The sequence below is a fragment of the Myxococcota bacterium genome (genome assembly GCA_035498015.1).
Taxonomy (GTDB): Bacteria; Myxococcota_A; UBA9160; order SZUA-336; family SZUA-336; genus VGRW01.
Genome location: DATKAO010000018.1, coordinates 13,782 through 40,541, shown reverse-complemented (window position 1 = coordinate 40,541; position 26,760 = coordinate 13,782). Strand labels below are relative to the sequence as shown.

At 70.2% G+C, this 26,760-nt stretch carries 24 protein-coding genes; 8 read left to right on the top strand and 16 right to left on the bottom strand.

Features of this window, described 5'->3' with window-relative positions; translation table 11 throughout:
• Positions 1-39: 39 nt before the first annotated feature.
• From VMR86_01495 to VMR86_01450, 10 genes are all read right to left on the bottom strand, one after another.
• Entirely contained in the window at positions 40-1,395 is a 1,356-nt protein-coding gene (locus tag VMR86_01495) for an iron chelate uptake ABC transporter family permease subunit (GenBank protein HTO05703.1), read from the bottom strand.
• Positions 1,392-2,045 (bottom strand): ATP-binding cassette domain-containing protein, encoded by a 654-nt coding sequence (locus VMR86_01490; GenBank protein HTO05702.1) that lies wholly within the window; start codon positions 2,043-2,045, stop codon positions 1,392-1,394. The genes VMR86_01495 and VMR86_01490 overlap by 4 nt, the downstream gene beginning before the upstream one ends.
• Positions 2,046-2,978 carry a metal ABC transporter substrate-binding protein gene (locus VMR86_01485; GenBank protein ID HTO05701.1) on the bottom strand — a complete coding sequence of 311 codons (933 nt, stop codon included), beginning with the start codon at positions 2,976-2,978 and terminating at the stop codon, positions 2,046-2,048. It lies immediately after the preceding gene.
• The gene (locus VMR86_01480; GenBank protein ID HTO05700.1) at positions 2,959-4,230 is read right to left on the bottom strand and encodes a hypothetical protein; all 1,272 of its coding nucleotides are present in this window, start codon (positions 4,228-4,230) and stop codon (positions 2,959-2,961) included. Before VMR86_01480 ends, VMR86_01485 begins: the two co-directional genes overlap by 20 nt.
• A 572-nt stretch (positions 4,231-4,802) precedes the next feature.
• Positions 4,803-5,393 (bottom strand): energy transducer TonB, encoded by a 591-nt coding sequence (locus VMR86_01475; protein HTO05699.1) that lies wholly within the window; start codon positions 5,391-5,393, stop codon positions 4,803-4,805.
• 85 nt (positions 5,394-5,478) lie between these two features.
• Complete coding sequence (locus VMR86_01470) at positions 5,479-5,877, bottom strand: biopolymer transporter ExbD (protein ID HTO05698.1); 399 nt, start codon at positions 5,875-5,877, stop codon at positions 5,479-5,481.
• Positions 5,864-6,511: a MotA/TolQ/ExbB proton channel family protein gene (locus VMR86_01465; GenBank protein HTO05697.1), complete on the bottom strand. Its 648-nt coding sequence runs from the start codon at positions 6,509-6,511 to the stop codon at positions 5,864-5,866. Before VMR86_01465 ends, VMR86_01470 begins: the two co-directional genes overlap by 14 nt.
• Before the next feature lies 1 nt (position 6,512).
• Positions 6,513-8,858 (bottom strand): TonB-dependent receptor, encoded by a 2,346-nt coding sequence (locus VMR86_01460; GenBank protein ID HTO05696.1) that lies wholly within the window; start codon positions 8,856-8,858, stop codon positions 6,513-6,515.
• A gap of 921 nt (positions 8,859-9,779) precedes the next feature.
• Positions 9,780-11,138 (bottom strand): glutathione-disulfide reductase, encoded by a 1,359-nt coding sequence (gene gor / locus VMR86_01455; protein ID HTO05695.1) that lies wholly within the window; start codon positions 11,136-11,138, stop codon positions 9,780-9,782.
• Positions 11,139-11,147: 9 nt separating this feature from the next.
• Positions 11,148-11,522 carry a dihydroneopterin aldolase gene (locus VMR86_01450; protein HTO05694.1) on the bottom strand — a complete coding sequence of 125 codons (375 nt, stop codon included), beginning with the start codon at positions 11,520-11,522 and terminating at the stop codon, positions 11,148-11,150.
• Between the two features lie 63 nt (positions 11,523-11,585).
• On the opposite strand from VMR86_01450, the gene VMR86_01445 reads away from it, so the two are divergent.
• Together VMR86_01445 and VMR86_01440 are read left to right on the top strand one after the other, a co-directional pair.
• A complete protein-coding gene (locus tag VMR86_01445; protein HTO05693.1) occupies positions 11,586-12,491 on the top strand; it encodes a LysR family transcriptional regulator in 906 nt (301 codons plus the stop codon).
• Complete coding sequence (locus VMR86_01440) at positions 12,488-13,276, top strand: methylenetetrahydrofolate reductase (GenBank protein ID HTO05692.1); 789 nt, start codon at positions 12,488-12,490, stop codon at positions 13,274-13,276. Before VMR86_01445 ends, VMR86_01440 begins: the two co-directional genes overlap by 4 nt.
• Here the strand turns inward: VMR86_01440 and VMR86_01435 are convergent.
• Both VMR86_01435 and VMR86_01430 read right to left on the bottom strand, forming a co-directional pair.
• The gene (locus tag VMR86_01435) at positions 13,267-14,520 is read right to left on the bottom strand and encodes an NAD(P)/FAD-dependent oxidoreductase (GenBank protein ID HTO05691.1); all 1,254 of its coding nucleotides are present in this window, start codon (positions 14,518-14,520) and stop codon (positions 13,267-13,269) included. The genes VMR86_01440 and VMR86_01435 overlap by 10 nt on opposite strands.
• 45 nt (positions 14,521-14,565) lie before the next feature.
• Positions 14,566-14,946 (bottom strand): hypothetical protein, encoded by a 381-nt coding sequence (locus tag VMR86_01430; protein ID HTO05690.1) that lies wholly within the window; start codon positions 14,944-14,946, stop codon positions 14,566-14,568.
• Positions 14,947-15,058: 112 nt separating this feature from the next.
• Between VMR86_01430 and VMR86_01425 the strand changes: the two genes are divergently transcribed.
• The 5 genes from VMR86_01425 to VMR86_01405 are packed head-to-tail and all read left to right on the top strand — an operon-like array spanning position 15,059 to position 19,529.
• Positions 15,059-16,540, top strand: coding sequence for a type IV pilus twitching motility protein PilT (locus VMR86_01425; protein ID HTO05689.1), 1,482 nt, complete (start codon positions 15,059-15,061; stop codon positions 16,538-16,540).
• 13 nt (positions 16,541-16,553) lie between these two features.
• On the top strand, positions 16,554-17,618 hold the full coding sequence (locus VMR86_01420) for a type IV pilus twitching motility protein PilT (protein ID HTO05688.1): 1,065 nt from the start codon (positions 16,554-16,556) through the stop codon (positions 17,616-17,618).
• Positions 17,619-17,648: 30 nt separating this feature from the next.
• Positions 17,649-18,023, top strand: a complete 375-nt coding sequence (locus VMR86_01415; protein ID HTO05687.1) for an EthD domain-containing protein — start codon at positions 17,649-17,651, stop codon at positions 18,021-18,023.
• A 10-nt stretch (positions 18,024-18,033) separates the two neighbouring features.
• Entirely contained in the window at positions 18,034-18,636 is a 603-nt protein-coding gene (locus VMR86_01410) for a DsbA family protein (GenBank protein ID HTO05686.1), read from the top strand.
• A gap of 11 nt (positions 18,637-18,647) precedes the next feature.
• The gene (locus tag VMR86_01405) at positions 18,648-19,529 is read left to right on the top strand and encodes an LLM class F420-dependent oxidoreductase (GenBank protein HTO05685.1); all 882 of its coding nucleotides are present in this window, start codon (positions 18,648-18,650) and stop codon (positions 19,527-19,529) included.
• A gap of 78 nt (positions 19,530-19,607) precedes the next feature.
• On the opposite strand, the gene mgtE is transcribed toward VMR86_01405, so the two are convergent.
• From mgtE to VMR86_01385, 4 genes are all read right to left on the bottom strand, one after another.
• Positions 19,608-20,939, bottom strand: a complete 1,332-nt coding sequence (gene mgtE, locus VMR86_01400) for a magnesium transporter (protein HTO05684.1) — start codon at positions 20,937-20,939, stop codon at positions 19,608-19,610.
• A 75-nt stretch (positions 20,940-21,014) separates the two neighbouring features.
• Positions 21,015-21,353: a hypothetical protein gene (locus VMR86_01395; GenBank protein ID HTO05683.1), complete on the bottom strand. Its 339-nt coding sequence runs from the start codon at positions 21,351-21,353 to the stop codon at positions 21,015-21,017.
• 262 nt (positions 21,354-21,615) lie between these two features.
• A complete protein-coding gene (locus tag VMR86_01390) occupies positions 21,616-22,296 on the bottom strand; it encodes a TetR/AcrR family transcriptional regulator (protein HTO05682.1) in 681 nt (226 codons plus the stop codon).
• Positions 22,297-22,494: 198 nt separating this feature from the next.
• Positions 22,495-23,688, bottom strand: coding sequence for an acyl-CoA dehydrogenase family protein (locus tag VMR86_01385; GenBank protein HTO05681.1), 1,194 nt, complete (start codon positions 23,686-23,688; stop codon positions 22,495-22,497).
• A 103-nt stretch (positions 23,689-23,791) separates the two neighbouring features.
• Between VMR86_01385 and VMR86_01380 the strand changes: the two genes are divergently transcribed.
• Positions 23,792-26,152: a helicase-related protein gene (locus VMR86_01380; GenBank protein ID HTO05680.1), complete on the top strand. Its 2,361-nt coding sequence runs from the start codon at positions 23,792-23,794 to the stop codon at positions 26,150-26,152.
• The last annotated feature ends 608 nt before the right edge of the window (positions 26,153-26,760 follow it).

Here is a 26,760-nt window from a genome sequence, read left to right as displayed (position 1 = left end):
CCGAACGTGCCACGGGGCCCGAGGCGCGGCAAGCGCGAGTCAGTGCGCCGCGAAGGCCTCGGCAAAGATGCTGGGCGCGGCATCTTGCGCGACCTCGGCCAGCGTCTGCGCGGCCGGCACGGGCACCGGGCGGCGTGCGCCGCCGCGCCACAGCACCGAGCCGTCGGCCGGGTCGACGAGCTCGAGCTCGAGCCGGACGCGCAGCGGCTCGTCTGCGGGGCGGTCGAAGACGTAGAGCGTGCCGACGAGATTCACGGGCGGGAAGTCACTCGGCGCGACCCGGTAGCCGCGCTGCGCGAGCTCGCGCACGGCGCTGGCCTCGAGCACGTCGAGCACGGTCGCGGGCGGATCGGCCGAGGCGCGGCCCAGCGCGCGAGTCACCTCCTGGAGCGGGTTGGGCGAGGCCAGGCGCAGGCTCGCGCCGGTCTCGTTGCGGAACGGCAGCACGGCCACCGAGCGGCCTTCGAGCGGCGGAAGCACCGTTCCGCGGGTCGTCGCGCAGCCCGGCAGGAGCAGCGCCGCGAGCAGCAGCCCGAGCGCTCTCGCCACGGCGCGCCGCCGCCGCAGCCGCGCCACGCCACTGATCGCCAGCCAGATCGCCGCCGCGAGCAGCACGTACACCGGGCCTGCGGGCAGGTCCGCGCGATACGAGATCTCGAAGCCGCCGAGCGCGCACACGCTGCCGATCGCGGCCGCGAGCGCGAAGGTCGCCGCCAGGCGACTCGTGACGCGCAGCGCGGCGAGCGCCGGCAGCACCAGGAACCCGAACACCACCATCGGCCCGGCCGTCATCACGCCGACCGAGATGCCCACGCCGAGCAGCGCGTAGAGCAACGCGTCCCAGCGGGTCGGGCTCTTGCCGACCGTGCGCGCGAACTCGCGGTCGAACGAGACCAGCAGGAGGTCGCGGCGGAACAGCACGAAGCCGACCAGCACGAGCCCGGCGGTGACTGCCAGCACCGCCAGGTCGCGGTCCGAGATGGCGAGCAGCTCGCCGCGCAGCAGGCTCGTCATCTCGAGGTCGCCGCTCGGATTCAGCGAGACACAGAACAGGGTCAGCGCCGAGGCCACCGCGAGCACCGCGCCGATGCGCCACTCCACCGGCGTGCGCGAGCCGCGCGCGCCTGCGACCAGGAGTCCGAGCGCCGCGAAGGTCGCGGCCAGCGAGCCCGCGAGCGCGACCCCGTGCGCACCGCCGGCGTCGCCGTGCACGTGGTGGGTCACGAGAAACACAAACGCGATGCCGGCCGCGCCGGCCTGCGGCAGCGCCAGGCCCAGGAGCACCATGCGCCGCAGCGCCACGTACACCCCGAGCAGCGCGCACAGGACGCACACGATCCAGCCCCCGTACACGGCGTTGCGGAACAGGAAGTCCGGTGAGAACAGCTCGCTCATTGCGCACGCACCTCCGCCGCGGTGCCGGCGCCGAGTTGGATCACGCGGTCGACCGCGCCGAGCACCGCCTCGGCATGGTGAGTCACGATCCAGACCGCCAGCGAGCGCTCGCTGCGCAGGGCGGCCAGCACGCGCACGATCGCCTGCTCGGTCTCGTGGTCCACGCCCGCGGTCGGCTCGTCGAGCAAGAGCAGCTGCGGCTCGGTCGCCAGGGCGCGCGAGATCAGCACGCGCTGGCGCTGGCCGCCCGAGAGCTCCGAGTAGCGCAGCCGCTCGAAGCCGGTCGCCCCGCAAGCCGCGAGCGCCCGCCGCGCGCGCTCCCGCTCGCCTGCGCCGAGCAGGCGCCAGAACGGCACGTCGGCGTAGGTGCCCATGAGCGCCACGTCGCCCGCGGTGAGCGGGTACAGGTCGTCGAGTGTCTCGCGCTGGGGCACGTAGCCCACGCGCAGCCCGGCCGCGCGCTCCACGCGGCCGAGCAGCGGCGGCAGGAAGCCGAGCAGGCTGCGCAAGAGCGTGGTCTTGCCCGAGCCGTTGGCGCCCAGCACCGCCACGAACTCGCCGGGGCGGAGCGCGAGCGACACGTCGCGCAGCACCACGCGCCCGGGATAGCCCAGCGTCGCGCGCTCCACGCGGATCAGCTCCTCCTCCACTCAGTGACTCCCGGCCTGCTGCTTCGCGGCGGCGACCAGCGCGCGCAGGTTGGCGTCGACGAAGTCGATGTAGGTCGGACCCGAGCCGGGCAGGCCGCCGGTGAGCGTGGACAGCGTGACCACCTTCGCGCCCGCCTGCTCGGCCACCTCCTGGGCGAGCGGCAGCTCGTAGGCCACCTCGCGCACCACCAGCTCCACCTTCTTCTGCTTCATGGAGGCCACCAGCTCCGCGATGTGACCCGGCGTGGCGGGCACGCCGGGCCTGGTCTCGATCGTGCCCACCAGCTCCAGTCCGTAGCGCCGCGCGAGATACACGAGGTCGGGGTGATAGGAAACGACCTTCAGCCCGCGCAGCGGCGCCGCCAGCTGGTTCCATTCGGCGATCTTGTCGTCGAGCGTCTTCTCGTAGCGCGCGAGGCCGGCCGCGTAGGCTGCCGCGCCGTCCGGGTCGACGCGCGTGAGTCCCTCGGCGATCGCGCGCGCCATCTGCTTGCCCTCGCCGGGGTCCAGGTTGAAGTGCGGGTTGCCCAAGGGGTGGAGCTCGCCCTGCGCGCGGTTCTGACTCTCCGGCACCTCGAGCGGCTGCACGTAGAGCGACGCGTCGATGTACGCGGCCGCGCCGGGCGCGATCTTCGGGTTGCGCGAAGCCTCGATCAGCGCGGGGAGATACGCGTGCTCGAGCCCGAGCCCCTGCACGACCAGCGCGTCGGCGCGGTTCAGCTTGGTCACGAACGAGGGCTTGACCGGGACCTTGTGCGGGTCCTGGCCGCCCTCGGCGATGGTGGTCACGTCGACCCGGTCGCCGCCGATCTGACGCGTCATGTCGGCCACGTCGGGCAGCGACGCGACCACGCGCAGCGCCCCTGCCGCGCCGAGCGCGAGACTCCAAGTGACTGCCGCCGCGAGGGCGGCGCTAACGCTGCGAGAAACCATGGCTGTGACTCCCGATGAAGGCGGTCCACTGCAGCGTGAAGCGCTGGTTGTCCGGACCGTCGATGCCCACGTCGTCCCACTGCAGCCGCAGCCGCTGGAACTCGGACGGCTTCCAGGTGATGAAGGCCGAGTAAGTGCGCTGCAGGTCTTTGGGCCCGAACAGGTTCTCGGCGTAGTCGAAGAGCCCACCGACCGAGAAGCGCCGGCCGAAGAAGCTCTCGAAGTACGCGTAGCCGCCGTCGCGCCGGAAGCGGCCCGAGACGGTCCCACCGTCTTCGAGCTCGGCGTTCACGAAGCGCTCGGTGCTCCACAGCCACTCCACGCCGACGTCGGTCCCCTGGTAGAACTCGCTCGTGCCCGGCTGGTGCCGGAGCGTCGCGTCGAGGCCGTAGAGGCCGCGCTTCGCACCGGTCGGCACGCTGAGGTAAGTCCCGCCCAGCTCCAGATTCAGCGTGTCGGTGAGGTCGAAGTAGGTCGTCGGATGCACCAGGTAGGTCAGCTCGCTGAACGATCGCTGGCCCTTGTCCTCGCCGAACATGGCCGGATCCTCGAAGCGCTCGGCGCCGACGGAGTTGTAGACCCCGACGCTGACGTTGAGATACTGGTCCATGGGCGCCAGCCAGGAAACTTCGGCGCCTTCGGACTTCGATTCGCCGCCGATGAAGCGCTCGATCGAGTCGGGCCGCTTGACGAAGGGCAGCGCCTCGTCGTGCCAGTGCGGAAAGCGCCCGAAGTCGGCGAAGAAACGCCCGCCCTTCACGGTGAGGTTCCCCGGCAGAGCCGTCGTGACCAGCGCCGCCTCCTCGATGTCGAAGCCCTCGTCGGTCGTGCCGTTGATGCTGGCGTAGCCGCGCAGGAACGGGTCGATCGGCGCCGAGATGAACAGCTCGCCCGTGCCCAGCAGGAAGCCGACGCCGTCATTTCCCTGCGTGTTGGTACCGGCCTGGGCGTCGATCACGAAGCTGATCGCCGGGTTGTCCGCGTTCACCGGCGCGAGCCGCGCGGTGTCGCTCGGAGTGACTGGCGCCGGCGCAGCGGCTGCCGGCGCGGCGCCCAGCGCGTCGACCTTGCGCTCGAGCGCCTCGAGCGCGGACTGGGTGCGAGACAGCTCGCCTTTGGTGGCGGCGAGCTCCTGCTTCAGGGCGGCAATCTGTTGTGAGTCGGTCTCGGCGCGAGCCAGGCCCGGCGACGAGAGAGCGGCGAGTGCGGCCAGCGCCACCGCCGCGCGAGACACCGAACGTGCGGGTCCCATCGCATCCTCCGAAAAAAAGAGAAAGCCTCAGAGTGACTGACGACTTCTTTCAGGCAGATCGACGGGAAGCGGGCGGCGCGCGCGCACCTGCCACATCGCGGTCGCTGCTGGAGAGGACCACGACCGGAACGAAAGGCGCGCCCGGGATGCCTAGCAGCGGCGAGGCCACCGACGGGGCGGGACCCAATGCGAGGCTCCGGCCCTTGCCGTGTGCGAACGCGCCACAGATGCCGCAGTGACTCCTATGACTCGTCGAGCCAGCAGCGCCATCTCTCGCGCTCTCCTGATGGTCGGAGGCGTCGCAAGCCGACACGGCGTGAGCGCAGCCGCCGACGATCGCGTGCACGGACGGCAACACCGTCGCGGACGCGAGCGCGAGCAAGCCGAGCAGCGTTGCCCGGCGAAGCGCCTCGCGAGCGAGAGTCCCCATCGCCGCGCAAACTATCGGAGGCCCCCATCGGTGTCAACGCGCTTCGGGTCCGCGCCGTGGTCCGTCACACAATTGTGTAGTCGCGTGCAGTGACCCGGCGCAGCTAACAAGCTACTCATGACTCACGCCTGGGTCTTTGCGGTCAGCGCACCGAGATCGGGATCCGGAGATCGATCGTGGACGCGACGGGCCGGCCCTGCTCGAGCGCTGGAAAGAAGCGCCAGGTGCGAAGCGTGACCAACAAGCTCTGATTCAGACTCGGCTCGCTGGTGGGCTCGATCAGCTCCACCTGCGCGGTGCCATCCGCCGCGACCAGGAAGCGTGCGACCGCGACGAGCTCCACGTCATGGCGTCGCAGCCGTTCGGGAATCTCGGGCAGCGGCTTGTAGAGTGCGCGTGCGCTCATGCTCCCCCCGGGAGCGCCGCCGTGCGCCTCGCTCGGCTGGCTGCGAGCGGCACTCGCCGAGGTCTCGGCGCCCGATTCGGCGGCCGCTGGCCCCGCCGTCTCCGGCGCTGCAGAGGCTGGCGCCGGCCGCTGCGCAGCCTCGGGCTTCGGCCGCGGCCTCGACTCGGCAGGCACCTTCCTGCGCGGTGCGACGTCGGGTGGGGCGGCAGGTGCTGCCGCGGCCGCCGAGGCTTCCGGAGGTCCGATCTCGACGAAGCGGGCGTCCAGCGGCGCGGGCGGCGCGGTCACCGCCGCCCCGAGAGACATGAGGCGCAGGAAGCCGAGCATCAAGGTCGAGGTGAGGACGATCGCGCCCGGGAGCGTGAACGGCAGTCGCTGCCAGGAGCTATCCATCGTCCAACACCGTTCGGTGTCAGTCGCGTCTGACCGCGATCAGAAAGTGTTGCGCGCCAGCGTCGCGCGCGCGTAGCATCGCCTGCACGACGACTCCCTCCGGTGCGGCCGCGTCGGCCGAGACCACGATGTCATCGGCGCCGTGGAGCATCGCCCGCAGCGCCGGAGCAAGATCGTCCAGCGTGAGCGCGACCTCGTTCACGTAGATCGTCCCGTCGCGCGTCACGCCCAGGGTGAGTGGCGAGTGCGCCTGCAGCGGATCCGCTCTACCCTGCGGCAGGTCGACGCGCAGGGAGTGCAGGTTCTGCAGCGCGAGCGAGGCGAGCATGAACGTGGCGAGCAAGAAGAACATCACGTCGATCATCGGGATGATCTCGATGCGCCCGCGCCGTGCGCGCCGCTGTCTACGGAGCCGCATCGGACTTCTCCTCGTCGAGCCGGATGTGGTCGACCAGCCGCGTACCGAGCCGCTCCATCTGGTCCATGAAGGCCGTCTGCCAGTTCGACAGCAGATTGAACGCGAAGAGGGCGGCGAGCGCGATCAAGAGCCCTACCGCCGTCGCGATCAGCGCTTCGGCGACTCCGCCGGTCACGCCACGCGGGTCCACCAGGCTCTGGTCTCCGAACAGGTGGAAGGAGCGGATCATGCCGGTGATGGTGCCGAGCAGCCCGAGCAGCGGCGCAGCAGTCACGATCGTCTCCAGCACCCAGAGACCGCGCGCGAGCGCGCGCTCGATCATGCTGGCCTCGTCGGCGGCGCGTGACTCGACCCACCATGCGGGGTGCTCACGGTTCTCCGCGATCACACCCAGGAAGCGCGCCAGGTAGTTCCGGCCATCGACGTTCGCGAGCTGCTTCTCGAGCCCGCTCCAGTCGAAGCCGAACTCTTCGAGGGTATCGGTGATCTGCGCCGGCAGACGCGTCCAGCGCAGGTACACCCAGCACTTGTCGAGCGCGATCACCCCGGCGAGCACCGCCAGCGCCAGGAGCGGGTAGATGACGGCGCCCCCGATGCGCAGCGCAGCCAGTGTCTCCGTCAGGTTCGATGTCATCTCAGAAACTCTTCGAGATACCGGCGTAATACGAGCGGCGTTGTCCGAACTGCGGCGCGCCGACCCCGATCCCGCTGCCGTCGCGGATCTCGTAGCCTTCGTCGAACAGGTTGATGATGTCGCCACGCACGGTGAGAGTGCCGAATGAGCCGACGCGAAAGACGTGCGAGATGCCGATGTTCACGGGCTCGTAGGCGGGAAGCTTCTCCGTGTTCGCGAAGCCGCGACGCAGACCACTGCTCGTCAGGCAATCCACCGTGAACCGGGTATCTCTCCACAGATATGAAACCCCGAACGACGTGGTGTAGCGCTGGTCGTGGTCCAGATAGACGAAGTGCTGGGCGATAAAGTTCAGCTCGTCCGGGTCGAACTCGAACTCGCTCGACACCACCTGTTTCGCGCGCGCCACCGAGTAGGCCACGTTGGCGAACGCCGTGAAGTTCTCGATCTGGTACGAGGCCGTGAGCTCGGTGCCATAAACGTAGCCCCGCTTGTAGTTGAAGGGCGAGAGGATCAGCGCGGCGCCAAACTGTCCCTCGTCGATCAGGTTCCGGACGTTCTTGTAGTACCCGTCGACCCCCACCTGAAATCCGGGGAAGATCACCTGCGTGATCCCTGCGTCGAAGTAGTCCGTCCGCTCGGGCTTCACGGGTGAGTCGGCCTGGATCGCCGACTCGTTCGTCGTTCCATTGAACGCCGCAACCGACGTCGGCGCGACGAGCTCCAGTGGCGGCGGCGTGAAGTAGCGCGACCAGCCGACGTGGAGCGTCGTCCCCTCCGGCGTGGCGTAGACCATGTTGATGCGCGGGCTCACCTGCCCGCCCCGGACGAACGCCGCTACGCGGTCGTAGCGCAGACCGTAGTTGAAGGTGAGCTCTTTCGTGAGTCGCCACTCGTCCTGCAAGTACGCGCCATACTGGTATCCGAGCTTGTTGCTGTTGTCGGTGATCGTGAAGGGGACGTCGCTGGTCTGTGCGCCGCCCGCATCGACCGGGAACACGGTCACGTCGTTGTCGCTGGTGATCTTCTCTTCCTGAAAGAGAAGGCCGAAGCGAACTGTGTGCGAGTCATTGAGCCTGTAGCTGGCATCGCCCTGCAGGCCGTTCGCCCAGCTGTTTCGGAGGTCCCGGCTCGCGACTCCGTTGAAGATCAGATCACCCGCGAGGTCGGGTCGGAAGAGCGTCTGGCTGAAGCGCGTGAACGCCGACAGCTGATAGTCGACCGACTCCGTCGACTTCTGCAGCGAGAGGATTCCGTAGTGGTTCCATTCAGACTGATTCTCATCGAGGTCGCGCGAAGAGAAGGTAGGCACGCCGTTGAGGGTGAAGCCGGGGATCTGGCCGGGGTTGTTCGGGATGTCGAACTTGCCGACGAAGTTGCCCGTGATGAGACTCACGCGCGTGGTCGGATCGAGCAGTCCCGAGAGGTAGGCGAAGCCCTTCGCTTGATTCGAGCGGTCGTGAATGGGATTGATCGTGCCCGTGGGAGACTCGACGCCGAGGTTGTTGTAGAGATAGTTGCCGGTCACGAAGTAGCTGAGCGTGTCGCTCGCGCCCCCGTACTCGAAGCTGGGCTCGATGGTGCCGTGGCTGCCGCCGTACATCGAGACGCTGCCACCGGGCTCGTAGGCCCCGTTCTTGGTGTCGATCTCGATCACACCAGCGGTCCGGAAGCCGTATTGCGCCGGAAGCGCGCCGTCGATCAGGCGCAGGCCGTCGACGTAGCGGGGGTCGAGTGACTGCCCGAAGCCGCTGATGCCCTCCGGCAGTTGGACGCCGTTGATGCGGTATTGCAGGTTCGCGTGGTCGCCGCGGACGTGAATCTGACCGAACGAGTCATTCGCGACCCCGGGCGCGCGCAGCAAGACCTCGTTGAACGAGGAGTTGTCGCCCTGCGGCTGCGCCTCGATCGCCTTCTCGGTGATGTTGTAGACGCTGCTCCCGGTGCTCGGAGTGATCGAGTTCCGCGCGACGTCGAGCTTCTGGGCGACGACTCCCAGCTCGAGCGCGGTCTTCGACGCCAGAACGAGCTGCGCCGAAGCGGTCTCTCCGCCGCTCACGCTCACGATGGCGGTCGCGGTCTCGAACTCCTGCTTTGCGGCGCTGAGCGAGTACGTGCCCGACGCGACGTTCCCGAACTCGAAGCGGCCGTCCGGTGCGCTCGTGGTCGTGGCGACGGTGCTTCCGTCCGGTGCCTGGAGCTTGAGCTCGACGCCTCCGAGCGGCCGGTCGAGCGCGTCCTTGATCCGCCCCACGACCTTGCCGGCTGGCGTTGCGGGATCTGCCGAAGCAATCGCGGCGCTGCAGAGCTGCAGCGCGCAGATGAGCGCGATGGTGATTCCTCTCATGGTCGTCCCTCTCTCCGGCCGACACCCGCGACGCGCGCGCACCTGGCCGGTCACGGCCACTCCTGAGGCGCAGTGACTGCGCAGGCGTGGCGGATCGCCTGGATCGACGGCCGGCAGGCGGTCAGCTGCGAACGACACCCCTCGGCGTCATCGCGCACTCTGCCGAGAATCGATCAGTAGCTGACGATTTCTCTAGGCGGAGCGAGGGAGCGCAGGAGGCGCGCGCGCGCAAGCGACTTCGACGTCGCTGGTCGGCGCGAGGATTTCTGCGGCGGGCGGCGAGTTCGCCAGCCAGAGCTCGACCAAGTCGAGCAGATGCGGTGCCTGGGCGTTGATGGCGCGGGCGCCGCCGTGCGCGAGCGCGCTGCACACGGGGCAGTCGTCGGGAGAGCTCGAGCTCCCCGCGCCGGACGATGCCGGCTGACCGGCTCTCGCCTCGGAGGCGCACTGGCCAGGACTGCATGGGTTGGGGTGCACGTGCAGATACGGGAGAAGCGCGTGCGTTGCGAGCGCCAACGCGGCGGCGAGCGCAGTTCGTTTCACGGGCGCGGAGAAAAACTCCCGCATCCGCGCGAACCTATCGGAGGCCCAGGGGGGTGTCAAACGATCGCGGGGAAACAGCGTGTCTCACGTTGACTCGTGAAGCCAACGGAGGCATCGTTCGCCGAGGGCCCTGGCACACCGTCGGAAACCGCTGGCTGGTGCATTCTTCCCGAACGGCGGCGTGCTCGTGATCGAGGTCGCCCTCGCTCTTCTCGTCCTCGCCCACACGCTTCGCACGGGACTCTCCGGCGGATTCTTGCGCTGGGCCAACCTGTTCAACTCACTGGGGCTCGTTCCCATCTGCGCCTTCGACCCGGCGATCGCGCTCGTCGTGGCGGCCCTCATCCTGATCAGCACGATCCGATCGGCGACGCTGACTCAGCTGCGCGCCACCGGCGTCCGCATCGTCACGAACTCTTCCGCCGCGGTGGGATGGATGCCGACGGTGGCGTCGAACTGCGCCTTGGTCGCGCCCAGCTTCACGGCGATCGCGATGCCCTGGATGATCTCGCCGGCGTCGGGGCCGACCATGTGCGCGCCCACCACCCGCTGGCCGGCGCGCTCGACCACGAGCTTCATCAGCGTCTTCTCGTCGCGGCCGGTGAGCGTGTGGCGCAGCGGCTTGAACGAGCTGAGATATACGTCGAGCTCGCCGTGACTCTCGCGCGCCGCTGCCTCGGTGAGTCCCACCGCGCCGAGCTGCGGCTGGCTGAACACGGCGCTGGGCACGTCGCGGTGATCGATTGGCGTCGGCGTCTTGCCGAACACCGTGCGCGCGTAGGCCATCGCCTCGTGGATCGCCACGGGCGTGAGGTTCAGCCGGTCGGTCACGTCGCCGATCGCGCACACGCTCGGGGCGCTCGTGCGCGAGAAGTCGTCGACCGCCACGGCGCCGGTCGGAGTGAGTGCCACGCCCAGCGCCTCGAGCCCGAGCCCCGCCACGTTCGGGTCGCGCCCGATCGCCACCAGCACCTGGTCGGTCTCGAGCGCGCTGCCGTCGGCGAACACGGTGCGCAGGCCGGCGCCGGCGCGCTCGATGCAGCCGAGCTTCATGCCGAAGCGCAGCTCGATGCCGCGCTTCTCCATCTCGCTGCGCAGCGCGTGGCGCACGTCGTCGTCGAAGCCACGCAGGAAGAGCTCGCCCCGGTGCACCTGGGTGACTCGCGCGCCCAGCCCGTGGAAGATGCCCGCGAACTCGACCGCGATGTAGCCGCCGCCCACGACCAGCACGCTGCGCGGCAGCTCCTTCAGGTGGAAGGCCTCGTTGGAGCTGATCGCGTGTTCGATGCCCGGCAGGTCGGGCCGGCGGGGCCAGCCGCCCGTCGCGACCAGCAGGTGCTCGGCCGTGTAGGTCCTGCCCGCCGCCTCGACCGTGTGCGCGTCGACGATGCGCGCGCGCGCGTCGATCACCTTCACGCCGGCGTCGGCCAAGAGCTTGCCGTACACCGAATTGAGTCGTGCGATCTCGCGGTCCTTGTTCGCGACGAGCGTCGCCCAGTCGAACGCCGGCTCGCCGAGCGTCCAGCCGTAGGCGCGCGCGTCCTCGAAGTCGTCGGCGTAGTGAGCCGCATAGGTGAGCAGCTTCTTCGGGATGCAGCCCACGTTCACGCAGGTGCCGCCCAGGTAGCGTTCCTCGGCGACCGCCACGCGCGCGCCGAAGCTCGCGGACATGCGGCTCGCGCGCACGCCGCCCGAGCCCGCGCCGATCACGAACAGGTCGAAGTCGTATCGCGCCATCGCGCGATTCTAGCCGGACGACCTCTCGAAATCGCCGAGTGAGAAAGCGACACCGCCGGCGAGATCGGCCACGGGCGGGTGGAGCTTGGTCACGCGCAGCCAGAGCTCGGCGCCGGGCGGCACGAGCGGACGCAGCGCGGCGTAGAGCTCGTGCGCAAGCCGCTCGACCAGGTGGAACTCCCGGCCCGCGACCGCCGCGCGCGCCGCTTCGATCAGGTCGGCGTAACAGACCGTGTCGCCGAGCTTGTCGCTCTCGCACGCCGGCGGCGGCTCGGCGAAGCGCACCGCCACGTCGAGGTCGACGGCCTGCGGGCGGGCGCGCTCCTCCGCGCCGCAGCCGAGCCGCGGCCAGAGACGCGCTCCGTTGAACTCGAGCAGGGCCATGGCGCAGATCCTAACCGGCCTCTGCTAGATTAGCCGCGTTAAATGTCCTGGCGGAATCGTTCAGTGGCGCTGAACAATGTCGACCTCAACAAGCTGCGCACCTTCCTGGCCGTGGCGGAGCGCGGCGGGATCAGCCCCGCGGCGGCGGCGCTGGGGCTCACGCGCTCGGCCGTGAGCCAGAGCGTGTCGGGCCTCGAAGGGTCGCTGGGCGTGCAGCTCTTCGACCGGGTCGGCCGGCGGCTCGTGCCCACGCGCGAGGGCCGCACCCTGGCGCGCCGCTTCGGCCGCCTGCACGAGGAGCTGGCCGCGGCGCTCGAGCTGGTGGTGAACGCCGAGCGCGAGGTGCGTGGCCAGGTGCGGCTGGGGCTCTATCTCGGCGCGTCGCGCGCGCGGGTGGCGGGCTTCCTGGCGGGCTTCACCGCGAGTCACCCCAAGCTGCAGGTGAAGCTGCTCTACGGCGCACACGGCGAGCTGCGCGAGGCGCTGGCGGCGAACCGGCTCGACTTCGCGCTCGCGCTCGAGGCAAGTCACTCGCCGCTGGCGCGCGTGCGCTCCACCCTGCTCTTCCGCCAGGAGCTGCTGCTGGTGGCGGCGCGACCTTTCGCCCGCGGGCGGGCGCTGGTCGAGTCACTCGGCGCGCAACCCTTCGTCGACTACTACCAGTCCAGCACGCTGGTGCGCCGCTGGCTGCGCCACCACTTCCCGCGCCGCCGGCTCGCGCCCGACGTGCGCGTGTTCGCGGCCAGCACCGACATGGCGCTCGAGCTCGTGCTGGCGGGCGCGGGCGCGGCGGTCGTGCCGCGCGAGCTGGCGGAGCCGCTGCTGCGCGCGGGGCAGCTCCACGCGGCACGCAGCGGCCGCCCCGAGCTGCGCGACGCCGTCTGGCTCGAGGAGCCGGCGGGCGCCTGGCGCTCCGAGACCCTGCGCGCCTTCCGCAGCGCGCTCGTCGCAGGCCTGGCCGAGCCATGACACGGCTCGGTGTCGCGCTCGAGATCACACCACCGCGCCAGTCGCGGCCCGAGATCCTGCTGCGCCGGGCCGGCCTGCTCGGCGACCTGGCCCGCCCGGTCCACGTGATCCAACGCCCCGACCGCCAGCCGAGCCTCGACGCGGCGCTCGAGCTCGAACGCCACGGCACTCCCGCGGTGTGGCACCTGGTGAGTCGCGGCCGCAGCGAAGCCGAGCTCGAGCGCGAGATCGCGCGCGCGGCCGTGGCGGGCCTGCGCGCCGCACTCGTGGTGCGCGGTGAGGCGGGGCCGCCCGAGCCGGTGCCGCCGCCCACGCTGGCGTCGTTGGTCGCGCGAACTCGCGCCGCGATGCCGGGGGCGCGCGTGGGAGTCACTGCCGACCCCTACGGCCCGCGCGAGCGCGCGCTGGCGCTGCTCTGGCCCAAGCTCGCGGCCGGGGCCGGCTTCGTGCAGACACAGCCGGTCTTCGAGCTCGCGGCGCTCGCTCCGCTGGCCGAGGCGATCCGCGCCCGGGCGCCCGCGGTCGCGATCGTGCCCATGCTGATCCCACTCACTTCCCTGGCTGCCGCCGAGCGGCTCGGCGAGCGGCTCGGCGTGCCCCTGCCGGAGGCCTTGCTGCGCGGCCTCGAAGAGCGCGGCGCGGACTTCGGCTGGGACTGGTTCGGCGAGCTCGTGCGCCGGCTCGCGCGCTCGGGACTGGCCGATGGCGTGGCGGTGATGACTCATGAAGCGGACCCGGCCAAAGAGTTCGCCGAGCGACTCGGCGCCGCGCTGCGTCAGCCGTAGAAGCGCCACTCCTTCTCCACGATCAAGCGCGCGCCCCGGCGGAAACGGAAGTACGACCAGGCCCACTGGAACACGACCAGCGCCCGGTTGCGGAAGCCCACCAGGTAGTAGATGTGGACGAACAGCCAGACCAGCCAGGCGAAGCTGCCGTGCACCTGCCAGCCGCGAATCTGGCCCACCGCGCGGCTGCGGCCGATGGTCGCGAGCGTGCCGCGGTCGACGTAGTGGAACGACGCGCGCGGCAGCGCGGCCAGCGAGGCGCGGATCTGGCGCGCGATGAAGCGGCCCTCTTGGAGCGCGACGGGCGCGAGCGCCGGCAGGTCGTGCCCTCCGGCATCGCGCACCTGGGCCTGATCGCCGGCGACGAAGACCTCGGGGTGATCGGCCAGTGAGAGGTCGCTGCCCACCGGCACGCGCCCACCGGGACCGAGCGTGACTCCCAGGCGCCGGCTGAGCTCGTCGGAGCGCACGCCCGCGGCCCACAGCACGGTGTGGGCTTCGATGCGCTCCGCGCCGATCTCGACGCCCTGCGCGTCGACGCGCGTGACCGCGCTGTGGGTCCACACCTGTACGCCGAGTGACTCGAGGTCGCGGACGGCGCGGCTCGCGAGCGCGGGCGCGAGCGCGGGCAGGATGCGCGCTGCCGCCTCGACCAGCACGATGCGCGCGAGCTTGGGATCGATGCGGCGGAAGTCACGCGCCAGCGTGAAGCGGCTCATCTCACCGATCGCGCCCGCCAGCTCCACGCCGGTCGGGCCGCCGCCGACGATCACGAAGGTGAGCGCCGCGCGCTGCCGGCGCGCGTCGGTCTCCTTCTCGGCGTCTTCGAAGGCGTCGAGCACGCGGCGGCGGATCTCGGTCGCCTGCTCGATGGTCTTCAGGCCGGGCGCGAACGCCTCCCACTCCTCGTGACCGAAGTACGAATGGCGCGAGCCGCACGCGAGCACGAGATAGTCGTAAGGGAATGAGCCGGCCTCGGTCTTCACCTCGCGCGCCACCAGATCCACGTCGCGCACCTCCGCGCGCAGCACGCGCGCGTTCGCCTGGCGCGACAAGAGCCCGCGAATCGGGACGGCGATGTCGGCCGGCGACAGCCCGGCGGTAGCGACCTGGTACAAGAGCGGCTGAAACAGGTGGTGATTGCGGCGGTCGATCAACGTGACCTGCACACCGGGCTCGCGCGCCAGCCCGCGCGCGGCGGCCAGGCCGGCAAAACCTCCGCCGACGACCACGACCTGCTTCACTCGAGGGAGAGTAGCGGGCGCGCTCCGGCGCAGCCGGCCGGCGAGTCACTCGGCGACGCGCGTCCAGGTCCCCGTGCAGGTGCCCGCGCCCGGGAATTCGCCCGAGACGCTGAGCGCCCCGCCCGGCGCCAGGCGCAGGTCGAGCAGCGCCCCGTGGCCGTTCCCGTAGCCGGGGTCCAGCGCGCCGCGGCGCTTCAGGAATCCGGAGCCCGAGGCATCGACCCGGCCCGTGTAGGCCACGCCGCCGAGCTCGGCGCGAAACGCACCCGGGCCGGTCTCGGACACCACCAGCGTCGAGGGCTGCGCCATGACCCCGTTCGCGCCGCGGCAGGTGCCCGAGCCTTGGTAAGTCCCGGACAGGCCCTCGGCCTGGCAGAGCGAGGTGAGGAGCAGCCACACGACACACGAGACACTCGCGCGCACCATGGCCACAGGGTACGCGATCGCGGCACCTGCGAACAATCGCTTCGAAGTTGCACATGAGTTGCCGGTCGCGAGCTCAACGGCCCCACCGCGCCTGCCGATAGCGCGGGGGCCGATGTCGACGCCGCAGAACCCCCCGCCCGCCACACCCGCCGATGCGCTGCTCGGGCGGGTGGCCGTCGCGGCGAAGCTGATCACCATGGAGCAGCTCGCGCAGGCCACGCGCGAGCAGGCGCGCATCGGCGGGGGCAAGAACCTGGGCGAGGTCCTGATCGCGATGGGATTCCTCTCCAAGGACAACCTCGCGAAGGCCGTCGAGCTGCAGAAGAGCGTGATCGCGCGTGCCCGCGAGAAGAAGGGCGATGCGCCAGTCACTCCGGCGATCGCGAAGCCGGCGCCCGAGCTCGGCTCCGAGACCGACTCACCCGCGGCGGCGTCGCTGGCGCGCGAGGCGCGTCCCACGCCGAAGGCCGCGCCCGCGACTGCGCCCAAGGCGCGCCCGGTCGTGGGCAGCGCGGCCAGCGCGGCCTCGCGCATCCCGCTCGACAAGGGCCTCGACGCGCTGCTGGTCGACGCTGCCGGCCAGGGCGCGAGCGACGTGCACCTGCACAGCGGCTCGAACGTGCGCCTGCGCGTGCGCGGGTCACTGGTCGAGGTGCCCGACTCCAAGCTGTCACCGCCGATCGCCGAGAAGCTCATCCTGTCCGTGCTGTCCGACGAGGACCGCGCGGCGCTCGAGACCCACGGCGAGCTCGACTTCTGTCACACGGTGAAGGGTCTCGCGCGCTTCCGCGCCAACGTGTACAAGCAGCTGCGCGGGCTCGACGCGAGCTTCCGGCGCATCTCGCTCCAGCCGCCCACGCTCGACGACCTGAACCTGCCCAGCGCCCTCGCGAAGTTCACCAACTTCCACCAGGGCATGGTGCTGATCACCGGCCCGTCGGCCTGCGGCAAGTCGTCGACCATGGCGGCGCTGGTGAACCTGATCAACGAGGAGCGCGCCGAGCACATCCTCACGATCGAGGATCCGATCGAGTATCTGCATCCGTCGAAGCGCTGCGTGGTCAACCAGCGCAACGTGAAGCGCCACACCGAATCGTTCGCGCGCGCGCTGCGCGCGGCCCTGCGCGAGGACCCGGACGTGATCGTGATCGGCGAGCTGCGCGACCGCGAGACGATCTCGCTGGCCATGACCGCCGCCGAGACGGGTCACTTCGTGCTGGCCACGCTGCACACCGACAACGCGGTGCGCACGGTGAACCGCATCATCGGCTCGTTCCCGCCCGAGCAGCAGGACCAGGTGCGCGCGATGCTCTCCGAGTCACTGCGCGCGGTCATCTCGCAGCGGCTCCTGCCGCGCGCCGACGCGCGCGGCATGGTGCCGGCGGTCGAGATCCTGGTCGTGAACCGGCCGGTCGGCAACCTGATCCGCGAGGAGAAGACGGTCCAGATCCGCTCGACCATGCAGACCGGCGCCGCGTCGGGAATGTGTCTGCTCGACGCGTCGCTGGCCCAGCTGGTCAAGGCCGGCAGCGTGAAGCGCGACGAGGCACTGCTCCACGCCGAGGATCCGAAGCTGATCCCGGGCGGGAAGTGAGCGGAGAGACGACGTGGCGCAGATCGACGAGCTCCTCCGCTACCTGAAACAGCACAAAGGCTCCGACCTGCATCTCGCGGCGGGTCTCGAGCCGCGCATCCGCGTGAACGGCGAGCTGCGGGCCGTCGAAGGCCAGTCGCGGCTCGACGACGCCGGCCTGCGCAAGCTGCTGCGCGAGATGGCGACCCAGTCCCAGTGGACGACTTACGACGAGAAGCACGACCTCGACTTCGCCTACGGCCTCGAGGGCGTCGCGCGCTTTCGCGCCAACTTCTTCGTGCAGGAGCACGGCGCGGGCGCGGTGTTCCGCATGATCCCCGAGAAGATCGTGCCGCTCGAGGAGCTGCACCTGCCCAAGGCGATCGAGGGCCTGGTGCACCTGCGCAAGGGGCTGGTCGTGGTGACTGGCCCCACCGGCTCGGGCAAGTCGACCACGCTGGCGGCGATCATCGACAAGATCAACCGCACCTACGCCAAGCACATCCTCACGCTCGAGGACCCGGTCGAGTTCGTGCACGAGAACAAGAAGAGCGTGCTCTCGCACCGCGAGGTCGGCTCGCACACCCGGGGCTTCGGCCCCGGTCTGCGCGCCGCGATCCGCCAGGACGCGGACGTGGTGCTGGTGGGTGAGATGCGCGACTACGAGACGATCTCGCTCGCGCTCACCGCGGCCGAGATGGGCATGCTCGTGTTCGGCACGCTGCACACGAACAACGCGCCCAAGACGATCGACCGCATCATCGACACCTTCCCCTCCGACGAGCAGGCGCAGGTGCGGCTGTCGCTCGCCGAGTCACTCGGCGGCGTGGTCGCGCAGCTCTTGCTGCCGACCGCCGACGGCAAGGGCCGCGTCGCCGCCAACGAGATACTGCTCAAGACCAAGGCGCTGCCGAACATCATCCGCGAGGCGAACGTGGGCATGCTCGGCTCGTTCATCCAGCAGGGCAAGGCCGACGGCATGCAGCTCATGGACGACGCGCTGTTCGAGCTGGCCCAGGCCAAGAAGGTCGACCCGCACGACGCCTACGCCAAGGCGACCGACAAGCAGCGTTTCGAGCCGCTCCTGCCCAAGGAGTAGCCGGCCCGCGGGGCGTGATACGCTGCGCCCATGGTGAAGCTCAGCTTCTGTCTGCGCCGGCTGCCCCACCTGTCGCGCGAGGCGTTCCAGAAGTACTGGTTCGAGACACACGCGCCGCTCGTTCGGAAGCAAGCGGCCGCGCTGCGCATCCAGCGCTACGTGCAGACCCATACACTGCTCGGCGACGCCGCCGACGCGCTGCGAGCGACGCGCGGCGGCCCGCCCGGCTACGACGGCGTTGCCGAGCTGTGGTGGAAGAGCGAGGAGGACATCGCGGCCGCCCTCGGCACACCCGCGGGCGTCGAGGCGGGACGCATCCTCTTGGAAGACGAGCGCAAGTTCATCGACCTCGCGAACTCGCCGCTGTTCTGGGCGCGCGAGCGCGAGATCATCGCTGGGAAGTAACTTGGCCGTCGTGCTCGAGGTCTGGTCCGACTATCTGTGTCCGTGGTGCAACGTGGCGTCGATCCGGCTGGAGCGCGTCGCGGCCGAGGTCGGTCCCGAGCTCGAGATCGTGTGGAGAAGCTTCTTGCTCCGGCCCGCGCCCGAGCCGGGCCGCGACCTCGAGAAGTTCCGCCGCTACACCGAGCTGTGGCAGCGCGCCGCGCAGGAAGAGCCGACCGCGGAGTTCCACACCTGGGCGAGCGACGAGGGCCCGCCGTCTCACAGCGTGCCCGCGCACCTGGTGGCCAAGGCCGCTGCCTCGCTCGGCCCCGAGCCCTTCTATCTGATGCACCACGCGCTCCTGCACGCCTACTTCGTGCAGAGCCGCGACATCTCGAACGCGCAGACGCTGGCTGCGCTGTGGCGCGAGGTGGGGCTGCCCGAGTCCGAGCTCTCGCGCGCCATGGCGCCCGAGCTGTTGGAGCAGATCGCCAAAGAGCACAACCAGGCCATCGAGCTGGGCGTCGGCGGCGTGCCCGCCGTGCGCATGGTCGGCAACGACGTCGCGATCAGCGGCGCCCAGCCGCTCGAGGTCTACCGCCGCTGGGTCCGCCGCGCGCTCGACGCGGCCTAGGAGGAGTCACCGTGCGAATCGGATTGCAGATCCCGATCTTCACCTGGCCGGGCGGCGCCGCCGGGCTGTCCGCCAAGCTGCGCGAGATCGCTCAGGCCGCCGAGGAGGCGGGCTTCGCCAGCATCTGGGTCATGGACCACTTCTTCCAGATCCCGATGGTGGGCGCAGCCGAGCAGGAGATGCTCGAGGGCTACGCGGCACTCTCCTATCTCGCGGGAGTCACCCACCGCCCCAAGCTCGGCACCATGGTCACGGGAGTCACCTACCGCCATCCGGGGGTGCTCTTGAAGACGGTGACCACGCTCGACGTGCTGTCGGGCGGCCGCGCGTACCTGGGCATCGGCGCGGCCTGGTTCGAGCGCGAGCACGTGGGTTTGGGCGTGCCCTTCCCACCGCTCGCCGAGCGCTTCGAGAGGCTCGAGGAAACGCTGCGCATCGCCCTGCAGATGTGGTCGGGCAAGGTCGCGCCGTTCAACGGCAAGCACTACAAGCTGGCCGAGACACTGTGCGTGCCGGCGCCCATCACCCGCCCGCGGCCCAAGATCCTGATCGGCGGCGCGGGCGAGAAGAAGACGCTGCGCCTGGTCGCGCGCTACGCCGACGCCTGCAACCTATTCGCGTTCCTCGGTCCCGACGGCCTGGGCCGCAAGCTCGACGTGCTGCGCCGCCACTGTGACACCGAGAAGCGCGACTTCGGCGCGATCGAGAAGACGACGCTGGGCACCGCCTGGCTTGCGCCGGGCAAGCAGTCGGCCGCCGACCTGATCAAGGTGTGCCGCGAGCTCGCTGCCGTGGGCATCGACCAGGCGATCTTCAACCTGCCCAACGCCCACGACATCGCACCGCTGGTCACCTTCGGCAAGGAGATCATCCCCGCCGCCAGTAACTTCTGACTTCGTTCGCCTGCGGCTCACTGCGCGCGCCTCCGGCGCTTGCGGGCCTCGCTCAGGGCGGCCTTCGCTCGGCCTGACCTACAGCAGCGTGCCACCGAGAATCAGGTTCGCGATCGTGAAGTAGATGACGAGCCCGCTCACGTCGACGAGCGTGGCGACGAACGGCGCGGAGGCGCTCGCGGGGTCGACGCCCAGGCGGCGGAACAGGAACGGCAGGAGCGAGCCGGCGAGCGAGCCGAACAGCACCACGCCCACGAGGCTCCCCGCGACCGTGAAGGCCACGCGCAGGTAGTGCTCGCCGTAGAGCGGCGAGACCATCTGCCAGACCACGATGCGGAAGAAGCCGATCGTGCCCAGGAGCGAGCCCAGCGCCAGGCCCGAGGCGAACTCGCGCCGCACCACGCGCCACCAGTCGCGCAGGGTGACTTCGCCCAGCGCCATGGCGCGCACGACCAGGGTCGAGGCCTGTGAGCCCGAGTTGCCGCCGCTCGAGATGATCAGCGGCACGAACAGCGCCAGCACGACCGCGCGCGCGATCTCGTCCTCGAAGAACGCCATCGCGGTGGCGGTGAGCATCTCGCCGAGAAACAGCGCCGAGAGCCAGCCCGCGCGGCGCCGGAACATGCGGCCGAAGGCGATGTCGAGATACGGGGCCTCGAGGGCCTCCATGCCGCCGAGTTTCTGGATGTCCTCGGTGGCTTCTTCCTGCACGACGCCGACGATGTCGTCGAAGGTCACGATGCCCTTCATGTGACCCTCGGCGTCGACGACGGGGATCGCGATCAGGTCGTTCTCGGTGAAGACCTTGCTGACCTCCTCCTGGTCCTGGTCGTCGCGCACCATGACGATGTCTTTGCGCATGACCTCGCGCACCGTGCGCTCGGGCGGCGAGCCGAACAGCTCCCGGAACGACACCACGCCCAGCAGCTTCTGCTGGTCGTCGATCACGTACAGGTAGGAGATCACCTCGAGGTTCGTGCGCGCCTGCCGGCGCAGGTAGCCGATCGCCTCGTCGACCGTCATCTCGGGGCGCAGGCGCGCGTAGCGCGGGTTCATCAGCCCGCCGGCGGCGTCCTGCTTGTAGGCCAGGAGCGCCGTGACCTCCTTGCGCGTCGGGTCATCGAGCAGGCCGAGTAACTCGTTGCGCTCCTCGTCGGGGACCTGCTGCACCAGGTCGGCCGCGTCGTCGGGCGCGAGCAGGCGCATCCAGGAGCGGCGCTCGCTGCGCGGCAGCACGCGCATCAGCATGGCCAGGTCGGCCGCGGAGAGACCGAGGAAGAACTCCTCCGCGTCCTCGCGGCCGAGCAAGTGGAACGCCTCGACGCGCTCCTCGGGCGTGAGGATGCGCCAGATCGTGCGCAGGTCGGCGGGATTCAGATGGTCGTCTTCATCGACCAACGCTTGAGTCATTGCATCGCTCCGAGGCGCGCGAGCGCCGCGGGCAGCGCGCCGCGCGCGGATTCTCGCGCAGCGGCCGCGGGGCGTCTACGGCGTCGCCGTGTGAAACCAATCCGCCTGGATGAACTGCCGGGTGCGAATCTCTTCCCACGAGGCGCGCACCTCGGCGAGCGGCTCGCCGCCTTGGGTGGGCGCCTTCCTCGAATCGACATCGGCCGACAGGAAGAAGAGCTTGCGGCTGGTCTCTCGGGCCTCGGGCGAGGTATCGCGGAAGACGATCGCGTTGTGGAGCTCGAGCAGCGCGCGAGACAGGTCCTTCCACGCGCCGTCGCTCGGGGCATCGCTGGCGTAGAGGATCGCCTCTGCGGCCTGGATCTCGGTGCGATACGGGCCGGGATCGATGTGACCGTCGACGGGCGGGGACACCGGCGAGGCAGCCACCGGCGGCGGGGTCGTCGGCTCCGCTCGGCGACAGCCGGACAGGGCGACCCCCGCGGCGCAGAGTGCGATCGCGGCGGTCCTGCGCGGACCCGGCGTCATCGTCCATCCCATCGGCGCGTAGCTTGCCCCGCGCACTCGAACGGGGTCAACGCAGCTTCAGAACCTGCGCGCAGCCGAGCGAAGGCCGCCCTGAGCGAGGCCCGCAAGCGGCGCAAGCCGAGCGCAGTGAGCCGCAGGCGAACGAAGTCTATAAGACGTCGATCGCGTCTTCCGGAAACACCCCGAGATAGGCGAGCGCGGCGTGGGTGAGCTCGTCGACGAACGAGATTCCAGGCGGCACGAACTTCGCGTCGAGCAGGCGGCTGGTGAGCATGGCGTTGATCATGCGGCCCACGAAGCCCGCGGCGACCACCGGGATCGGGTGGAGGATCTCATGGCGCCGTGCGACCACGAGCTTCACGAACAGCTCCTCCATCTGCTTCGAGAGTCTCTCGGCGCGCGCGTAGAAGCTCGGGTCGTTGATGCTGCGCAGCGCGAAGGCGCGCAGCTGGCCGCGGCGCTGGTCGTTCACGCGCACCTGGAACGCGACGAGCTCGCGCACGATCTCGCAGATCGACGCGCCTGCCCAGCGCTTGTCGTCGAGCGCCACCTGCGCGGTCGCCCACGCCTCTTCCACGAAGCGCTGGTGCAGCGCCGCGAGCAGGCTGTCCTTGTCCGGGAAGCGCGTGTAGAACGCGCCCACCGACGATCCCGCGCGGCGCGCGATTTCCGCGACCGACGCGTCCTCCCAGCTCTTCTCGTTCAGCAGCGCTTCCGTCGCGTCGAGGATGCGCGAGAGAGTCAGCTGACTCCGCGCCTGCTGCGGCGGGCGGACCCACACGAGCTCCGGAAGTGGGGCGCTGGGGGTCGAGAGCTGGGGGGCGGCCATGGGGTCTCCTTCGAGTGAGGCGCTCGAGTGAGGCGCGGTGGTCGGTCGATGGACTGTTCGGTCCGCAGTTTTGAACTAAAAGCCACGAACCCGAATTTCGGTTCTGATCTGAGCGGGTTATACCGGTCGGACCAAGGCGGCGTCAACAAGAATCTGTGGTTTTACAAAATGAGCGGAGGCGGATTCGGGTGGCCGCGCTCAGTGCTGCCCAAAGTCCCAGCCGTCCCCGATCTTGTAGGAAGCGAGCACCCGCCGGGCCGTGGTGGTCACGTGCACCTCGTCCGGGCCGTCGTAGATGCGCGCGAAGCGGGCGTGGCGGTACATGCGCTCGAGCGGGGTGTCCTCGGTGACGCCCTTCGCGCCCCAGACCTGGATCGCGCGGTCGACCACGTTGTGCAGCATTTGCGCGCCGTAGACCTTGATCATGCCGATCTCGACCCGCGCCTCGTCGCCGCGGTCGATCTTCTGCGCGGCCGCCAGGGTGAGCATGCGACTTGCCTGTATCTCGCACAGGCTGTCGAACACGAACTTCTGGATCTGCTGGTGCTGGCCGAGGGTCTTGCCGAAGGCCACACGCGAGTTCGCGCGCTCGCACAAGAGGTCGAACGCGCGCTGCGCCTGGCCGAGCCAGCGCATGCAGTGGAAGATGCGGCCCGGGCCGAGCCGGCGCTGGGCGATCTTGAACCCGCCGCCGCGCGGGCCGAGCAGGTTCTTGCGGGGCACGCGCACGTTGTCGTACTGCACCTCGCAGTGGCCGCCGTAGTGACCCATGACGCGCACGTCGCGCACGATGTTGTAGCCGGGCGTGTCGGTGGGCACGATGATCATCGAGAACGCGTCGTGTGACTGCGCGTCGGGCTCGGTGCGGCACATGACGGTGGTGTAGGCCGCCACGTCCGCCCCGCTGGTGAACCACTTGCGGCCGTTGATCACCCAGTGGTCGCCCTGGAGATCGGCACGCGTCTGGAGCTGCGTGGGGTCGGAGCTCGCGACGTCGGGCTCGGTCATGGCGAAGCTCGGGAACACGTCTCCGTCGACGAGCGGGCGCAGGTACTTGTCGCGCCACTCGCTGTCAGCGAACTCGTGCAGCATGAGCGAGTCCTGCAGCGAGTGAGTGCCGAGCGCGACCATGGCCACGCTCGAACGGCCGACCACCTCGTTCACGTACACGTAGTCGAGGAAGGGCATGCCGTGGCCGCCGATCTCGCGCGGGTGACCGAGCGCCCACAGGCCCTCTTCCTTGGCCGCCTTCATCAGGTCGCGCATGACCGCGCGGCCCTGCTCGCCGCCGCGCTCCTCGACGAGGGGCTCGACGGGGTAGCAGCGCTCCTCGACGAAGCGCGCGACCCGGTCGCGGACCTCGCGCACATGCTCTGGAACCTCGAAGGACATGACCCCTCCCCTCGCTGGGTGCGCAAGCCTAGATCCGACGACGCGCGCGGTTCAAGAGAGGGTCTTTGCAAGATTGGCCGAGTGGGCTACCCACCCCCTTTCCATGACCACTCCTGCCTGGAGGGAAGGCAGCAAGCTGGTCCACCCCTACAACCCCGAGCTAGGGGTGGGCTTCGTCCGGCGCGTCGAGGGCCGCTATCTGGTGGTCTACTTCCCGGCGGTCGAGCGCGAAGTCACGATGGCCGCGCAGGGCGCGGGCCTCGTGCCGATGATCCTGCCGCCCGGCGCACCTGCGATCGAGCTGGCGACGAGCACCGAGGTGCGCATCGCCAGCTGGGACGGCGAGCGCTACGTGCTCGCCGACGGCCGGCGCGTCGAGGACAAGGAGATCTGGCCTCTGGAGCAAAGCTCCGGGCCGATCGAACGACTGGCGCAGTTCCGGCTGGATCGGATGGGCTCGTTCCGCAACCGCATCGAGGGCCTGCAGCTGCGCAAGCTGCGCGAGGCCGGCGGGCTGGGCTCGTTCCTGGGCGGGCGCATCGCCTTGTTCCCGCACCAGCTGCACACGGCCCTGGCGGCGGTGCGCACCGACCCCGTGCGCTGGCTCCTGGCCGACGAGGTCGGGCTGGGCAAGACCATCGTCGCGTGTCTCATCCTCTCGGCCTTGATCCGCACCGGCCGCGCCAAGCGCGCGCTCGTGATCGCCCCGTCGACCTTGACCGTGCAGTGGCTCGGCGAGCTCTACCGCAAGTTCCACCAGGTGTTCGTGCTGATCGACGAGGCGCGCATCGAGAGCGTCGAGCGCGACTACGGCGAGGGCAACAACCCCTTCGACGTGCACCCCTTCGGCGTGGTCTCGATGGAGGACCTGGCGGCGGACCCGGCGCTCGCGCGCCAGGCGCGCAACGCGGACCTCGACCTGGTGATCGTCGACGAGGCGCACCGGCTGGCGCTCGAGCACTTCGACGCCGCGGTCGCGCCGCTGGTGAAGAGCGCCACTCACTCGATCCTGCTCACGGCCACGCCGCTCTCGGCCGACAAGCGCGGCTTCTTCCACCTGCTGCAGCTCTTGCACCCGGAGAGCTTCGCGTCGTTCGAGGCCTTCGACGCCGCCGTCGGCTCGGGCGGGGCGGTGTTTCCCTGCACGAGCGCCGTGCGCCGCTCCGACCTGGGCGGCCTGCCGCCGCGCAAGCCCGAGCCGGTCGACGTGGCCGCGTTCGGCAAGGACCCGCGCAAGGATCCGCGCACCGAGTGGCTGTCGGCGCGCGTGCGCGAGTGGCACCGGAAGAAGGAGAAGGCGCTGGTCTTCGTGCACGACCTAGACCGGCTCGAGAAGCTGAAGAAGCAGCTCGAGCAGGCCACGCGCACGCACATCGCCGTCTTCCACGAGTCACTGACGCCCGCGCAGCGCGACATCGAGGTCGCGCGCTTCCGCGAGACCCACCTGCCCGTGCTGATCTGCACCGAGGCCGGCGCCGAGGGCCGCAACTTCCAGTTCTGCGACCGCATGGTGCACTACGACCTGCCGAGCGACCCGGTCGCGCTCGAGCAGCGCATCGGCCGGCTCGACCGCATCGGCCGCACGAAAGACGTCGAGATCGTGTACTTCCGGGGCGCGCACGCGCAGCCCGACGTGGCGCGGCTGTACGAGAGACTCGACCTGTTCGCGCGCCCGTCGGCGGGGCTCGACCTGGCGCTGGCCGGCGTGCGCGCGGCGGTGGAGCGCGCGCAGGCCGACGAGAGCGCGATCGACGTCGACGCGCTGGTGGCCGAGATCGACGCCGCGCGCGCCCAGCAGGTCGCCGACATTCCGCGCGTGATCTACCGCGACGCCTACGACGCCTCGCAGGCCGAGCGCCTGCTCGCGCTCGTGCCGCCCGAGCTCGAGCAGCACATGCGCCGCTTCTGCCTGGGCGCGGCCAACGACCTCGGGCTCAAGATCGTCGAGAAGGGCGGCACGGCGCTCTACTACCTGGAGATGGGCACCTCGCTCACGGTCGAGTCACTGCCCGGCGTGCGCGACGAGAGCCGCTGGCTCGGCACCTTCGACCGCGTGGAGGCGCTGGAGAAGGACGAGCTCGAGTTCTTCGCCAGCGGTCACCCGCTGGTCGAGGGTCTCCTGCTCGAGCTCGAGGACGGCGTGCGCGGCCGCGCGGCCATGTTCACGGTGCCCTCGGCCGAGCTGCGCGGCGCGGGCGTGATCTGCGTGTTCAAGGACGGGCCGGACTGGAGCGCGGTGGTGTTCGACACCAAGGGCGAGCCGCGGCCGGAGTGGGCGCCGAAGATCGTCGAGTCACTCGGCAAGGCCAAGGCCGCCAAGCCCGAGGAGCTCGGGCTCGACCAGCGCGCCACCGAAGGCATCCGCGAGCTGGGCAGCATGTGCGAGCTCGAGGCGGCAGAGTCCGCGGTGCTCGAGGCCGCCGCGTTCTTCCGCTTCGTGCCCGAGAGCGCGCCCGGCTCGTAGCCGTACAGCGCGCGCACGAACAGCGGGTCGTCGCCGGCGACGGGAATGCTGCCGATCTCGCCCGCGTGTCCGAAGCGGATCGGCAGCTGCATGTCCCCGAGGTCGTCGGACACGCACAGGAGCGTCTCTCCTGCGACCGAGTCGGGCGGCGTCCAGTAGCCGTACATCAGGCTCTCGCCCGCGCCGAACAGCGATCGGCCGCCCAGGCGCCAGCGCGGTCCGCCCTGGGGCTGGTAGAAGCCGATCAGGCTCGAGGTGGCGTAGCGGTCGAAGGTCACGATCACGGGTGACTGGCCCGTCTCGGCGCGCACTCTCTGCGCGAAGCCGTCGACCGATGCGGCGATCGCGCGCCAGTGCTGCGCCCAGCGCGTGCCGTTGGGGAACTCGCTGCCGGGCACACCGAGCGCGAGTGAGTGCAACCCGAAGCCGTAGCCGAGCAGCGCGAGCCAGAGACTCGGCGCGGTGAGCGAGGCGGCCAGCCGGCCCGCGCGATCGTCGCGCGCCAGCCCGGCGCGCACGAGCAGCGCGGCGGCCGCGGGCAGCAGCGCGAGCCAGAGCGGCCCGGTCCAGTTCACCTTGGGCTGGTGCGCAAGCGAGAACAGCACGAA

Excerpts from the sequence above, each read along its gene's own strand:
- gor (HTO05695.1), bottom strand. The coding sequence starts at position 11,138 with ATGGCGCGATACGACTTCGACCTGTTCGTGATCGGCGCGGGCTCGGGC.
- mgtE (HTO05684.1), bottom strand. The coding sequence starts at position 20,939 with ATGACTCAAGCGTTGGTCGATGAAGACGACCATCTGAATCCCGCCGAC.
- VMR86_01495 (HTO05703.1), bottom strand. The coding sequence starts at position 1,395 with ATGAGCGAGCTGTTCTCACCGGACTTCCTGTTCCGCAACGCCGTGTAC.
- VMR86_01475 (HTO05699.1), bottom strand. The coding sequence starts at position 5,393 with ATGCTCGGCTTCCTGCGCCTCATGTCTCTCGGGGCGGCGGTGACCGCG.
- VMR86_01390 (HTO05682.1), bottom strand. The coding sequence starts at position 22,296 with ATGGCCGCCCCCCAGCTCTCGACCCCCAGCGCCCCACTTCCGGAGCTC.
- VMR86_01440 (HTO05692.1), top strand. The coding sequence starts at position 12,488 with ATGACACGGCTCGGTGTCGCGCTCGAGATCACACCACCGCGCCAGTCG.
- VMR86_01480 (HTO05700.1), bottom strand. The coding sequence starts at position 4,230 with ATGGGACCCGCACGTTCGGTGTCTCGCGCGGCGGTGGCGCTGGCCGCA.
- VMR86_01415 (HTO05687.1), top strand. The coding sequence starts at position 17,649 with ATGGTGAAGCTCAGCTTCTGTCTGCGCCGGCTGCCCCACCTGTCGCGC.
- VMR86_01470 (HTO05698.1), bottom strand. The coding sequence starts at position 5,877 with ATGCGGCTCCGTAGACAGCGGCGCGCACGGCGCGGGCGCATCGAGATC.
- VMR86_01430 (HTO05690.1), bottom strand. The coding sequence starts at position 14,946 with ATGGTGCGCGCGAGTGTCTCGTGTGTCGTGTGGCTGCTCCTCACCTCG.
- VMR86_01485 (HTO05701.1), bottom strand. The coding sequence starts at position 2,978 with ATGGTTTCTCGCAGCGTTAGCGCCGCCCTCGCGGCGGCAGTCACTTGG.
- VMR86_01425 (HTO05689.1), top strand. The coding sequence starts at position 15,059 with ATGTCGACGCCGCAGAACCCCCCGCCCGCCACACCCGCCGATGCGCTG.
- VMR86_01460 (HTO05696.1), bottom strand. The coding sequence starts at position 8,858 with ATGAGAGGAATCACCATCGCGCTCATCTGCGCGCTGCAGCTCTGCAGC.
- VMR86_01380 (HTO05680.1), top strand. The coding sequence starts at position 23,792 with ATGACCACTCCTGCCTGGAGGGAAGGCAGCAAGCTGGTCCACCCCTAC.
- VMR86_01385 (HTO05681.1), bottom strand. The coding sequence starts at position 23,688 with ATGTCCTTCGAGGTTCCAGAGCATGTGCGCGAGGTCCGCGACCGGGTC.
- VMR86_01465 (HTO05697.1), bottom strand. The coding sequence starts at position 6,511 with ATGACATCGAACCTGACGGAGACACTGGCTGCGCTGCGCATCGGGGGC.
- VMR86_01450 (HTO05694.1), bottom strand. The coding sequence starts at position 11,522 with ATGGCCCTGCTCGAGTTCAACGGAGCGCGTCTCTGGCCGCGGCTCGGC.